Consider the following 13,578-nt stretch of genomic DNA (forward strand, 5'->3'; position numbering starts at 1 on the left):
TCATGAGTCCTACCGGAACGCCGGCAACCCCCGCCTTGCGCCATCGCACCGTGCTGCTGGACGAGGCCGTCGACGCCCTGGTCTGGCGCCCGGGCGGCGTCTACGTGGACGGCACCTTCGGCAGGGGAGGGCACAGCCGGGCGGTACTGGCCCGGCTGGGGCCAGACGGGGCCCTGGTCGCGTTCGACAAGGACCCAGCAGCAATCGCAGAAGCGGGCACCATCGGGGATGCCCGCTTCTCCATTGAGCACGCCAGCTTTGCGGACATGGCAGAGCGCCTGGCCGGGCGCGGCCACGTGGCCGGCGTGCTGCTCGACCTGGGGATCAGCTCGCCCCAGATCGATGAGGCGGCGAGGGGGTTTTCCTTTCGTTTCGAGGGCCCGCTGGACATGCGCATGGACACCACGCGCGGCATCACCGCCGCGCAGTGGCTGGCGCAGGCGGATGAGCAGGACATTGCCAGGGTGATACGAGACTATGGGGAAGAACGGTTTGCTGTACAGATTGCAAAGGCGATTGTTGCTCGCCGGCGCGAACCCGGCGATGGCGGACCCATCGCCACTACTGCCGACCTTGCCGCGCTCGTGGCGAAAGCCGTCAAAACACGCGAGAAGGGCCAGGACCCTGCGACCCGCACCTTTCAGGCTCTACGGATTCACGTCAATCAAGAGCTTGAGGACCTCGAAAGAGGGCTGAAGGCGGCTTATGACCTGCTGCAGGTAGGGGGACGCCTGGTGGTGATCAGCTTCCATTCGCTGGAGGACCGCATCGTCAAGCGGTTCATGGCGGCGCACGCCCGTCCCCAGCAGGACGCCGATCCGGCCCTGCGCCGCGCGCCGCTGCGCGCGGCCGACCTGCCGCAACCCACGCTGCGCCTGCTTGGACGCTTCAAGCCCGGCGCCGAAGAGATCGCCGCCAACCCGCGCGCGCGCTCGGCCGTGATGCGCGTGGCCGAGAAACTGGCTCCGGCCGGTGGAGGCGTGCGCGCATGAACCGCCTGACCTTCTTCCTGCTGGCCGCGCTGATCCTGTGCGCACTCTCGCTGGTGAGCGCGCAGCACCAGGCGCGCACGCTGTTCGTGGCGCTGGAGCGGGCACAGGCAGAAGAGCGCCAGCTCGACATCGACTGGGCGCGCCTGCAGTACCAGCAGAGCTCGCTCGGCAAGAGCGCGCGCATCGCCGATGCCGCGCGCGCCCAGCTGAGGATGGCACCGGCCAACCCCGGCAAGACACAGTACCTGTCGGGCATCGTGCTGCCGCCGGCGCAGCCCGCGCCGGCCAGCGAGGCGGAGGCGCGCCAATGAGCATGGCCAGACCCAACCCGCCCGGCCGCAACGGCAGCGGCACTCCGTCGCGCCCGCGCAGCGGCCAGTTCTCGGCCAGCCCGGTGCTGGGGCTGCGCCTGCCGATGTGGCGCTCCAAGCTGGTGGTGTTCCTGATGTTCGCGGCCTTTGTCGCGCTGGCGCTGCGCGCCGCATGGATCCAGGGTCCGGGCAACCAGTTCTACGAGGCCGAGGGCAAGAAGCGCTTCCAGCGCACGCTGGAGCTGCCGGCCACGCGCGGCAAGATTCTCGACCGCAACGGCCTGGTGCTGGCCACCAGCCTGCCGGTCAAGGCGATCTGGGCGGTGCCAGAGGACGTGCCCAACCAGGTCGAGCTGGCCAAGATCCGCCAGCTGGCCAGGCTGCTGGGCATGTCCGAGAAAGACCTCGGCAAGAAGCTGTCGGAGGACAAGGGCTTTGTCTACCTGAAGCGCCAGGTGCTGCCCGACGTCGCCGACAAGATCGCCGCGCTCAAAATCGACGGCATCCACCAGACCCGCGAGTACAAGCGCTTCTACCCGGAGGGGGAGGCGATGGCGCATATCGTCGGCTTCACCAACGTCGAGGACCGCGGCCAGGAAGGCGTGGAGCTGGCGCGCGAGACCGGGCTGGCCGGCCGTCCCGGTGCGCGCCAGGTGATCAAGGACCGCCTCGGCCGCGTGGTCGAGGACATCGGCATCCTGAAGACCCCGCGCGACGGCGAGGACATCCAGCTGTCGATCGACGCCAAGATTCAGTACCTGGCCTACAACGAACTCAAGGCCGTGGTCGACAAGCACAAGGCCAAGGCCGCCAGCGCGGTGGTGCTCGACGCCCAGACCGGCGAGGTGCTGGCGCTGGCTAACTGGCCTACCTACAACCCCAACGACCGCACCCGACTGTCCGGCGAGCAGCTGCGCAACCGCGTGCTGACCGACACCTTCGAACCCGGCTCGATGATGAAGCCGATCACGGTGGGGCTGGCGCTGCAGCTCAGGCGCGTGACGCCGTCGACGGTGATCACCACCACCGGCAAGTACCAGTTCGAAGGCGCCACCATCACCGATACCCACAACTACGGCGCGCTCACCGTCACCGGCGTGATACAGAAGTCGTCCAACATCGGCACGACCAAGATCGCGATGCTGATGAAGCCGCAGGAGATGTGGGACATGTACACCAGCATCGGCCTGGGCCAGGCGCCCAAGATCGGCTTCCCCGGCGCGGTGGCGGGGCGTGTGCGTCCGTTCAAGAGCTGGCGTCCGATCGAGCAGGCCACCATGTCGTACGGCTACGGCCTGTCGGTGTCGCTGTTCCAGATGGCGCATGCCTACACCATCTTCGCGCACGACGGGGAACTGATCCCGGTCACCATGTTCCGCACCAACGGCCCGGCCACCGGCGAGCGCATCCTGTCGCCGCAGGTGGCGCGCGACGTGCGCGCCATGATGGAAACCGTGACCGCGCCCGGCGGCACCGCGCCCGAGGCGCAGGTGATGGGCTACCGCGTTGGCGGCAAGACCGGCACCGCCTACAAGCACGAAGGCCGCGGCTATAACCGCAGCAAGTACCGCGCCTCGTTCATCGGCCTGGCGCCGATGTCCAACCCGCGCATCATCGTCGCCGTCAGCGTCGACGAGCCCACCGCCGGCAGCCACTACGGCGGCCTGGTGGCCGGGCCGGCGTTCGCCGCCATCACCGGCGGCACGCTGCGCGCACTGAATGTCCAGCCCGATTCGCCGATCCGCCAGCTGGTGGTCAGCGACAAGGTGCCCGAAAGCGAACCGTGGAGCGCGACCCAATGACGGCCAAGCCCCTGCTCCCGCTCGAGGTGACCACCCAGGCCAGCAATGCGCTGGCCTGGCTGCGTACCAACGTGGCCGCTTCGGCGCAGCTGACCGGCGATAGCCGCCGGCTGGCGCGCGGCGACGTGTTCTTTGCCTACGTGCTCGGCAACGAGCGCCTGGCCACCGACGGGCGGCCCTATATCCAGCAGGCCATCGCGGCCGGCGCCGGCGCCATCGTCTATGAGGCCGATGGCTTCGACTGGCCGTTCGGCGATGCCGTGCCGCATCTGGCGGTCGGCAACCTGCATCAGCTGGCCGGCCCGATCGCCGCAGGCTGGCACGGCAACCCGGTGCGCGGCCTGGCCGTGACCGGTATTACCGGCACCAACGGCAAGACCTCTTGCAGCCAGTGGCTGGCGCGCGTGCTGCAGGCCGCGGGCACCCCGTGCGCGACCGTCGGCACGCTCGGCACCGGTTTCCCCGGTGCCCTGCAGGCAACCGGCTTCACCACGCCCGACGCGGTGCAGCTGCAGGCCAGCCTGGCGGCGCTGCACGATGCCGGCGCGCGGGCCGTGGCGATGGAAGTGTCCTCGCACGGCCTCGAGCAGGAGCGCGTCGCCGGCACGCATTTCTCGGTGGCGGTGCTGACCAACCTGACCCAGGACCACCTCGACTACCACGGCTCGATGGCCGAGTACGAGGCCGCCAAGGAGCGCCTGTTCCAGTGGGACGGCCTGCGCACCGCGGTGGTCAACCGCGACGACGCCATGGGCCAGCGGCTGCTGGCGGCGGACGCGGCCGCGATCGCCGCGCCGCACGTGATCGAATACGGCATCGACGGCCCCGGCGCCTCCACGGTGCGCCGCCCGCGCGGCGAATGGCTGCGCGCCACCAACGTGCGCGCCACGCCCAACGGCACCGCTTTCCATATCGACAGCAGCTTCGGCAGCGCCGAGATGTCCACGCCCATGATCGGCGCCTTCAACGTCAGCAACCTGCTGGCGGTGCTGGGCGCGGCGCTGGCCAACGGCGTGGCGTGGGATGCGGTGCTGGCCGCGCTGCGCGCGCTGACGCCGGTCGAGGGCCGCATGGAACTGTTCGGCGCCCACGGTGGCGACACCACGCTGGGACCGCTGGCCGTGGTCGACTACGCCCACACCCCCGACGCGCTGGAACAGACGCTGGCCGCGCTGCGCCCGGTGGCGCAGGCGCGCCATGGCCGCCTGTGGTGCGTGTTCGGCTGCGGCGGCGACCGCGACCCGATCAAGCGCCCGCTGATGGGCGCGGTCGCCGAGCGCCTGGCCGACGACGTCATCCTGACCAGCGACAACCCGCGCAGCGAGGATCCGCAGGAGATCCTGGACGCGATCGCCGACGGCATGGCGGACCGCGCCCGTGGCCGCCAGATCGAGGACCGCGCCGCCGCCATCCTTTACGCCATCCGGCACGCCGCTCCGGCCGACGTGGTGCTGGTGGCAGGCAAGGGCCACGAGGCCACCCAGGAGATCCAGGGGCGCAAGCGCCCGTTCTCCGACCGCGAGCATGTTCGCCTGGCGCTTGCCACCCGTGGAGTATCGGCATGAGCCAGACCATCATGACCACCTTGCAGGACGCCGCCGGCTGGATCGCCGGCGCGCGCGTTTGCGGCGACGGCGCCGTTGCGTTCTCGCGCGTGCAGACCGACAGCCGTGCCGTCGGGCCCGGCGACCTGTTCGTCGCGCTGAAGGGCGAGCGCTTCGACGCGCATGATTTCATCGCCGACGTGGTGGCCAAGGGCGCCGCGGCGGTGCTGGTGAGCCGTGACGTCGATGCAGGCGCGCCGGCCATCGTCGCGCCCGACACCCGCATCGCGCTGGGCGAGCTGGGCGCGGGCTGGCGCCGCCGGTTCACGCTGCCGGCGGTGGCGGTGACCGGCAGCAACGGCAAGACCACGGTCAAGGAAATGATCGCGGCGATCTTCGCCGCAGCGGTGGGCGAGGACCAGCGCCTGGCCACCGGCGGCAACCTGAACAACGACATCGGCCTGCCACTGACGGTGCTGCGCCTGCGCGCCACGCACAAGCTGGCGGTGCTGGAGCTCGGCATGAACCATCCGGGCGAGACGGTCTACCTCGCCGGCATCGCCCAGCCCACCGTGGCGGTCATCACCAATGCGCAGCGCGAGCACCAGGAATTCATGGTCAGCGTGGAAGCCGTGGCGCACGAGCACGCGGCCGCGCTCGCGGCGCTGCCGGCGGACGGCGTGGCGGTGTTCCCGCTCGACGAGGAAAGCGGCGGTGCCTATGCGCCGGTCTGGCGCGAGGCCGCCGGTGCGCGCCGGGCGCTGTCGTTCGGCACCTCGCAGCGCGCGGATGTGCACGCCACCATGGCGCTGATCGACGGCGCGCAGGTATTGCAGGTGCGCGCGCCGGGCCATGCGTTTGAAGTCAGGCTCGCGCTGCTGGGCGAGCACAACGTGCGCAACGCGCTGGCGGCGATCGCCTGCGCGCTGGCCGCTGGCGTCCACGTGCCGGCGATCCAGGCGGGGCTGGCGGGCTTCCAGGCCGTCAAGGGCCGCCTGCAGGTGAAGTACACGCCGGGCGGCACGGTGGTCATCGACGACACCTACAACGCCAACCCCGATTCCATGCGCGCCGCCATCGACGTGCTGGCCGGCTTTGCCGCGCCGCGCGTGCTGGTGCTGGGCGACATGGGCGAGGTGGGCGACCAGGGGCCGGCATTCCACGAAGAAATCGGCGCCTACGCGCAGGCCCGGGGCATCGACACCGTGTGGGCCACCGGCGAGCTGGCCGTGCACGCGGTGCGGGCATTCGGCGCCAACGGCCGCCATTTCGGCAGCGCGGAAGACCTGGCAAAGGCCTTGGAGGAAGACAGCGGGGGCATGGTGGCGCAAGCGGGCGCCATGCTGGTGAAGGGATCGCGCTTCATGCGCATGGAACGGATGGTCGCTGCGCTGGTCGCAGACACTTCCGCACATTAACGAAGACAACACGATGTTATTGGCTCTGGCCCAGTGGCTGCAAAACGACTACAGCTTCCTCCGGGTCGTCAACTACCTGACTTTCCGCGCGGTGATGGCCAACCTCACCGCGCTGCTGATCGGCCTGACGTTTGGTCCGTGGGTGATCCGCAAGCTGACCGAACTGAAGGTCGGCCAGGCGGTGCGCACCATCGGCCCACAGACGCATCTGGTCAAGTCCGGCACGCCGACCATGGGCGGCGTGCTGGTGCTGGTGTCGATCGCCATCTCGACGCTGCTGTGGTGCGACTGGGGCAACCGCTTTATCTGGGTGGTGATGCTGGTCACGTTCGGCTACGGCGCCATCGGCTGGGTCGACGACTACCGCAAGGTGGTCTATCGCGATCCGCGCGGCATGTCGAGCCGCGAAAAGTTTTTCTGGCAGACGCTGATCGGCCTGGTGGCGGCGGTCTACCTGGCATTCTCGGTGTCCGAAGGCAGCAACGTGCGGGTCTGGGAGCTGTTCCTGAACTGGGTCGAGGGCGGGTTGTCGCTCGACATGCCGTACAAGTCCAACCTGATCGTGCCCTTCTTCAAGGAGGTCAGCTATCCGCTGGGAGTGGCCGGCTTCATCGTGCTGACCTACCTGGTGATCGTGGGCTCGAGCAACGCCGTGAACCTGACTGACGGCCTGGACGGGCTGGTGATCATGCCGGTGGTGCTGGTCGGCGGCGGGCTGGGTGTGTTCGCCTACGTGATGGGCAGTTCGGTCTACAGCAAGTACCTGCTGTTTCCGCACATCCCGGGCGCGGGCGAGTTGCTGATCTTCTGTTCGGCGCTGGCCGGGGCGGGGCTGGCCTTCCTCTGGTTCAACGCGCACCCGGCGCAGGTGTTCATGGGTGACGTGGGCGCGCTGGCGCTGGGCGGCGCGCTGGGCACAGTGGCGGTGATCGTGCGCCAGGAGATCGTGCTGTTCGTGATGGGCGGCATCTTCGTGGTGGAAACGCTGTCGGTGATGGCGCAGGTCACGTGGTTCAAGATTACCAAGCGCCGTTATGGCGAGGGCAGGCGGCTGTTCCGCATGGCGCCGCTGCACCACCATTTCGAGCTCGGTGGCTGGAAGGAAACGCAGGTCACGGTGCGGTTCTGGATCATCACCATGCTGCTGGTGCTGATCGGATTGTCGACGCTGAAGCTGCGTTGATGGTGGCGCCGATGGCGAGAACCGCGGCGCTCTCTATATAGATACAGGAAACCAAAGGCAGGAAATCGAAGTGTTTGGCGAGCTGCAGAAACCTCATGTGCTGGTACTTGGCCTCGGCGAATCGGGGCTGGCCATGGCGCGCTGGTGTGGCCTGAACGGCTGCGCGGTGCGCGTGGCCGACACGCGCGAGGCGCCCGCCAACCTTGTCTTCCTGCAGGCCGAGCTGACTTCGGCCGAGTTCGTGGGCGGCCCGTTCTCGGAAAGCCTGCTCGACGATATCGGCCTGGTGGCGATCAGTCCCGGCCTGTCGCCGCTGGACGCCGGCACCGGTGCTTTGCTGGCCGCCGCGCAATCGCGCGGCATTCCGGTGTGGGGCGAGATCGAGCTGTTCGTGCGCGCGCTCAGGCACCTCGAAGCCGAATCCGGCTACGCGCCGAAGCTGCTCGCGATCACTGGCACCAATGGCAAGACCACCACCACGGCACTGACCGGCCGGCTGGTCGAGCGCGCCGGCAAGACCGTGGCGGTGGCGGGCAATATCAGCCCGTCGGCGCTGGACAAGCTGTCGGCATGCATCGCCTCGGCCACGCTGCCGGACGTGTGGGTGCTGGAACTCTCCAGCTTCCAGCTGGAGACCACGCATACGCTGGCGCCGGATGCGGCTACCGTGCTCAACGTGAGCCAGGACCATCTTGACTGGCACGGCTCGATGGAAGCCTACGCCGCATCCAAGGCGCGCATCTTCGGGCCCGCCGGCAGCGAGTGCGTGCAGGTGCTGAACCGCAATGACCGGCTCACGCTGGACATGGCGCGGACGGGCCGCAAGCCGGTGACCTTCGGCACCGATTTGCCGGAAGTGCCGGGCAGCTTCGGCATCCTGCGCGAGGGCGGCATGCCCTGGCTGGTGCTGGCCGAACCCGATTCGGAAGCGGAAGGGGAGGGCAAGCCGCGCCGCCGCAAGGCCGCCGAAGCTGCCGAGGAAGCCGTGCCGGTGCGCCACAAGCGCCTGATGCCGGCCGACGCGCTGCATATCCGCGGCATGCACAACGCCACCAACGCCATGGCGGCGCTGGCGCTGTGCCGTGCCATCGACCTGCCGATGAACGCCTTGCTGCACGGCCTGCGCGAGTACCGCGGCGAGCCGCACCGCGTGGAGTGGGTCGCCACCATCGATGACGTCGAGTATTTCGACGACAGCAAGGGCACCAATGTCGGCGCAACCGTGGCCGCGCTATCCGGGCTGGACAAGCGCGTGGTGCTGATTGCCGGCGGCGAAGGCAAGGGCCAGGACTTCTCGCCGCTGGCCGCGCCGGTGGCGCAATACGCGCGCGCCGTGGTGCTGATCGGCCGCGCCGCGGGTGAGTTGCGCGATGCGCTGCAGGGCAGCGGCGCCACTCTGGCCGATGCCTCCACGCTGGAAGAGGCCGTGACCAAGGCCACCGAACTGGCCGAGCGCGGCGACGTCGTGCTGCTGTCGCCGGCCTGCGCCAGCCTCGACATGTTCCGCAACTACGTGCACCGCGCCGAGGTATTCCGCGCCGCGGTGGAAGAACTGGCGCTGTCCCGGGGGATCCTGCCATGAGCCAGCTTGAGACCAACCCGCAGGTCAAGCGCAGCGGTTTCATCGGCGCCACCATCGGCAATGCCTGGGGTGGCCTGCGTGACGCGGTGTCGGGCGTCAAGCCCACGCGCTCGCGCATGATGGAGTACGACCAGCCCCTGCTGTGGGTCGCGATCGTGCTGCTCGCGCTCGGCCTGGTGATGGTCTTTTCGGCCTCGATCGCGCTGCCGGATTCGCCGCGCTATGCCAATTACCGAGAAAGCCATTTCCTGGTGCGGCATGCGTTCGCGCTGTTTATCGGGCTGTCGGTCGGGCTGGTGGCGTTCCAGGTGCCGGTGAAGGTATGGGACCGTTATGCGCCCAAGCTCTTTATCGTCGCGCTGATCCTGCTGGTGATCGTGCTGGTGCCGTTCGTCGGCAAGGGCGTCAACGGCGCGCGCCGCTGGATCCCGCTGGGCGTGATGAATTTCCAGCCGTCAGAGCTGATGAAGCTGGCGGTGGTGCTGTACGCCGCCAACTACACCGTGCGCAAGCAGGAGTGGATGCAGACCGTGGCCAAGGGCTTCCTGCCGATGGGCGTGGCGGTGGTGGTGGTCGGCATGCTGCTGCTGCTCGAGCCCGACATGGGCGCGTTCCTGGTGATCGCGGCGGTGGCGATGGGCATCCTGTTCCTGGGCGGCATCAACGGCAAACTGTTTGCCGGGCTGGTCGGCGTGGCGGTGGGCGCGTTCGCGCTGCTGATTACGGCATCGCCGTGGCGGCGCGAACGGATCTTTGCCTACCTGAGCCCGTGGGAAGAGAGCAACGCGCTGGGCAAGGCCTACCAGCTGACGCATTCGCTGATCGCCTTCGGCCGCGGCGAGTGGACCGGGGTCGGGCTGGGCGGCAGCATCGAGAAGCTGCACTACCTGCCCGAGGCGCATACCGACTTCATCCTTGCGGTGATCGGCGAGGAGTTCGGCTTTATCGGCGTGCTGGTGGTGATCGTGCTGTTCTACTGGCTGGTGCGCCGCGCCTTCAACATCGGCCGCACCGCGCTGCAGCTCGACCGCACCTTTGCCGGCCTGGTGGCCAAGGGCATCGGCGTGTGGATCGGCTGGCAGACCTTTATCAACATGGGCGTGAACCTGGGCCTGCTGCCGACCAAGGGGCTGACGCTGCCGCTGGTGAGCTATGGCGGGTCGGGGATTCTGATGAACTGCGTGGCGTTGGCGATCCTGCTGCGCATTGATTACGAAAATCGCGTGCTGATGCGCGGAGGGAAGGTATGACGCAGCCGCGCACCCTGCTCGTGATGGCCGGCGGCACCGGGGGACATGTGTTCCCGGGGCTGGCGGTCGCGCATGCGTTGCGCGAGCAGGGCTGGAACATCGTCTGGCTGGGCAACCGAACCGGCATGGAAGCCACGCTGGTGCCCAAGCACGATATCCCGATGGAATACATCCAGTTCGGCGGGCTGCGTGGCAAGGGGCTGGTGACCAAGTTCCTGCTGCCGCTGAACCTGCTGCGTGCGTTCTGGCAGAGCATCGGCGCGCTGCGCCGGGTGAAGCCGAATGTGGTGCTGGGCATGGGCGGGTATATCACCTTCCCGGCCGGCATGATGGCCTCGCTGCTGGGCCGCCCGCTGGTGCTGCACGAGCAGAACTCGATCGCCGGCCTGGCCAACAAGGTGCTGGCCAAGGTTGCCGACCGCGTGCTGTGCGCGTTCCCGGACACGCTGCCTGGCGGCGAATGGACCGGCAACCCGGTACGCGAGGAACTGGCGCACCTGGATGCGCCCGAGGCGCGTTACGACCAGCGCACCGGCCCGCTGCGCATCCTGGTGGTGGGAGGCAGCCTGGGCGCCGCGGCGCTGAACGAGGTGGTGCCAAAGGCGATCGCGCTGTTGCCGCAAAGCAACCGTCCGGTGGTGACGCACCAGGCGGGCGCCAGGCAGATCGACACGCTGCGCGCCAACTACGCGGCCGCGCAGGTGCCGGCGCAGACCCTGCCGTTCATCGACGACATGGCGCGCGCCTATGCCGATGCCGACCTGGTGATCTGCCGCGCCGGCGCGATGACGGTGTCGGAGGTGGCCGCGGCGGGCGTGGCGGCGCTGTTCGTGCCGTTCCCGCATGCCGTGGACGATCACCAGACCACCAACGCAAAGTTTTTGTCCAGCCAGGGCGCGGCCCTGCTGGTGCAGCAACAAGACCTGACGGCCGAGGGCCTGGCGCAGACCATCGCCAGCCTGACCCGGCCGCAGCTGAAAGACATGGCGCGCCTGGCGCGCGGACTGGCCAAGCCTGAGGCAACCCGGCGTGTCGCCGAGGTGTGCAGCCAGCTGGCCAGGGACTGAAGTGAGCGAAGCAGCAATCCAATGAAGCATATCGTCAAAAACATCCACTTCGTGGGCATCGGCGGGGCCGGCATGAGCGGCATCGCCGAGGTCCTGCTGAACCTGGGCTACAAGGTCTCGGGTTCCGACGTGGGCAGCAATGCCGCCACGCGGCGCCTGGCCTCGCTGGGCGCCACGGTCATGCACGGGCATGACGCGGCCAACGTGACTGGCGCCAACGCCGTCGTGGTGTCGACCGCGGTCAGCGGCGACAACCCGGAGGTGCTGGCCGCCCGCAGCAAGCGTATCCCGGTGGTGCCGCGCGCGGTGATGCTGGCCGAGCTGATGCGCCTGAAGCAGGGCGTGGCCATCGCCGGCACGCACGGCAAGACCACCACCACCAGCCTGGTGGCATCGGTGCTGGCTGAAGGCGGGCTGGATCCGACCTTTGTCATCGGCGGACGGCTCAATTCCGCAGGCGCCAATGCGCGCCTGGGCACCGGCGATTTCATTGTGGCCGAGGCGGATGAGTCCGACGCGTCGTTCCTGAACCTGTTCCCGGTCATCGAAGTCATCACCAATATCGATGCCGACCACATGGACACCTACGGGCACGACTTTGCCCGGCTCAAGCAGGCGTTCATCGAATTCACGCAGCGCCTGCCGTTCTACGGCATCGCCGTGCTGTGCGTCGACGACCCCAACGTGCGCGAGATCCTGCCGTTCGTGTCCAAGCCGGTGGTGCGCTACGGCTTTGCCGACGACGCGCAGATCCGCGCCGTGGACGCCCGCGCGGTCGACGGCCAGATGCACTTCACCGTGATGCGCCAGCTCAACGGCCATACCGAGCCGCCGCTGGACATCGTGCTGAACCTGCCCGGCATGCACAACGTGCAGAACGCGCTGGCGGCAATCGCCATCGCGACCGAGCTGGAAGTGCCCGATGCCGCCATCGTCAAGGCGCTGCGCGAATTCCACGGCGTGGGCCGACGCTTTCAGCGCTACGGCGAAGTGGCCACCACCGACGGTGCCGGCACCTTCACGCTGGTGGACGACTACGGCCACCATCCGGTGGAAATGGCCGCCACGCTCGCCGCCGCGCGCGGCGCGTTCCCCGGCCGCCGCCTGGTGCTTGCGTTCCAGCCGCACCGTTTCACCCGCACGCGGGATTGCTTTGAAGACTTCGTCAAAGTGCTGGGCACCGTCGATGCCCTGCTGTTGTCCGAGGTCTATGCCGCCGGCGAGACCCCGATCGTGGCCGCCGATGGCCGTGCGCTGACCCGCGCGTTGCGCGTGGCCGGCAAGGTAGAACCTGTTTTCGTGGAGCAGATGGAAGAGATGCCGCAGGCCATCCTGAATGCTGTCCGGCCCGGCGATGTGGTCGTGACGATGGGCGCCGGCTCGATCGGCGGCGTGCCGGGGCAACTGGTGTCGCACCAGCAGACGCAACAGTCCGGAGGCCAGCAATGAGCTTCGTCGCCCATCCCAATATCGATCCCAAGTCGCTGGGCAAGGTCGGCGTGCTGTACGGCGGCCGTTCGGCCGAGCGCGAGGTCTCGCTGATGTCGGGCAGCGGCGTGCTGGCCGCGCTGCAGTCGCGCGGCGTCGACGCGCATGGCTTCGATCCCGGCCTGCAGGGCGTGGCCGAGCTGGCCGCGGCCAGGTTCGACCGCGTCTTTATCGCGCTGCACGGCCGCTACGGCGAAGACGGCACCATCCAGGGCCTGCTGGAACAGCTGGGCGTGCCCTACACCGGCAGCGGCGTGCTGGCCTCGGCGCTGGCGATGGACAAGCAGGCCACCAAGCGCCTCTGGACCACGCATGACCTGCCGACGCCGCGCTTCGCCATGCTGCATGCCGATACGGATTTCGACGCCGTGGTCGCCGACCTGGGCCTGCCGCTGATCGTCAAGCCGGCGCGCGAAGGCTCGTCGATCGGCCTGACCAAGGTGACGGCGGCCGAGCAGATGCGTGACGCCTTTGAGAAGGCCGAGGCGCTGGACAACGACGTCATCGCCGAAACCTTCATCGACGGCGCCGAGCTGACCTGCCCGATCGTGGGCGAGGGCGACACCGCCGAAGCGCTGCCGGTCATCCGCATCGTCGCGCCCGAAGCCAACTACGACTATCAAAATAAGTACTTTACTGACGATACCCAATACTTGTGTCCGTCAGGGCTGGACCCGGAAGTCGAGAAGGAAGTCCAGGCGCTGGCGGTGCAGTCCTTCCGCGTGCTGGGCTGCCGCGGCTGGGCGCGCGCCGACGTGATGCTGCGCGCCGACGGCAAACCTTTCCTGCTCGAGATGAATACCTCGCCCGGCATGACCGGCCACTCGCTGGTGCCGATGGCGGCGCGCGCGGTCGGCATCAGCTACGAGGACTTCGTGCTGCAGGTGGTGGCCGCCGCGACGCTGGACCTGCACCCGAACGAGCACTGGAAGCCTGAATAA

11 protein-coding genes are annotated in these 13,578 nt (G+C 68.5%); all 11 read left to right on the plus strand.

Annotation, left to right across the window (positions count from 1 at the left end):
* The first annotated feature begins 2 nt into the window (after positions 1-2).
* The 11 genes from rsmH (at position 3) to J8I82_RS23275 (ending at position 13,578) form a co-directional block, all read left to right on the plus strand.
* Positions 3-992, plus strand: a complete 990-nt coding sequence (gene rsmH, locus J8I82_RS23225) for a 16S rRNA (cytosine(1402)-N(4))-methyltransferase RsmH (protein WP_209761223.1) — start codon at positions 3-5, stop codon at positions 990-992.
* Entirely contained in the window at positions 989-1,303 is a 315-nt protein-coding gene (gene ftsL / locus J8I82_RS23230; protein WP_209761224.1) for a cell division protein FtsL, read from the plus strand. Before rsmH ends, ftsL begins: the two co-directional genes overlap by 4 nt.
* Positions 1,300-3,105, plus strand: coding sequence for a peptidoglycan D,D-transpeptidase FtsI family protein (locus J8I82_RS23235; RefSeq protein ID WP_209761225.1), 1,806 nt, complete (start codon positions 1,300-1,302; stop codon positions 3,103-3,105). Before ftsL ends, J8I82_RS23235 begins: the two co-directional genes overlap by 4 nt.
* A complete protein-coding gene (locus J8I82_RS23240) occupies positions 3,102-4,670 on the plus strand; it encodes a UDP-N-acetylmuramoyl-L-alanyl-D-glutamate--2,6-diaminopimelate ligase (RefSeq protein WP_209761226.1) in 1,569 nt (522 codons plus the stop codon). Before J8I82_RS23235 ends, J8I82_RS23240 begins: the two co-directional genes overlap by 4 nt.
* Positions 4,667-6,067: a UDP-N-acetylmuramoyl-tripeptide--D-alanyl-D-alanine ligase gene (locus J8I82_RS23245; RefSeq protein WP_209761227.1), complete on the plus strand. Its 1,401-nt coding sequence runs from the start codon at positions 4,667-4,669 to the stop codon at positions 6,065-6,067. Before J8I82_RS23240 ends, J8I82_RS23245 begins: the two co-directional genes overlap by 4 nt.
* Positions 6,068-6,080: 13 nt before the next feature.
* Positions 6,081-7,250, plus strand: coding sequence for a phospho-N-acetylmuramoyl-pentapeptide-transferase (mraY, locus tag J8I82_RS23250; protein WP_209761228.1), 1,170 nt, complete (start codon positions 6,081-6,083; stop codon positions 7,248-7,250).
* A gap of 70 nt (positions 7,251-7,320) precedes the next feature.
* Positions 7,321-8,832, plus strand: coding sequence for a UDP-N-acetylmuramoyl-L-alanine--D-glutamate ligase (gene murD / locus J8I82_RS23255; RefSeq protein WP_209761229.1), 1,512 nt, complete (start codon positions 7,321-7,323; stop codon positions 8,830-8,832).
* Complete coding sequence (gene ftsW, locus J8I82_RS23260) at positions 8,829-10,082, plus strand: putative lipid II flippase FtsW (protein WP_209761230.1); 1,254 nt, start codon at positions 8,829-8,831, stop codon at positions 10,080-10,082. Before murD ends, ftsW begins: the two co-directional genes overlap by 4 nt.
* Positions 10,079-11,149, plus strand: a complete 1,071-nt coding sequence (murG, locus tag J8I82_RS23265) for an undecaprenyldiphospho-muramoylpentapeptide beta-N-acetylglucosaminyltransferase (protein WP_209761231.1) — start codon at positions 10,079-10,081, stop codon at positions 11,147-11,149. The genes ftsW and murG overlap by 4 nt, the downstream gene beginning before the upstream one ends.
* A 21-nt stretch (positions 11,150-11,170) precedes the next feature.
* Complete coding sequence (murC, locus tag J8I82_RS23270; protein ID WP_209761232.1) at positions 11,171-12,598, plus strand: UDP-N-acetylmuramate--L-alanine ligase; 1,428 nt, start codon at positions 11,171-11,173, stop codon at positions 12,596-12,598.
* A complete protein-coding gene (locus J8I82_RS23275) occupies positions 12,595-13,578 on the plus strand; it encodes a D-alanine--D-alanine ligase (RefSeq protein WP_209761233.1) in 984 nt (327 codons plus the stop codon). Before murC ends, J8I82_RS23275 begins: the two co-directional genes overlap by 4 nt.

The sequence above is a fragment of the Cupriavidus consociatus genome (assembly GCF_017814975.1).
Taxonomy (GTDB): domain Bacteria; phylum Pseudomonadota; class Gammaproteobacteria; order Burkholderiales; family Burkholderiaceae; genus Cupriavidus; species Cupriavidus consociatus.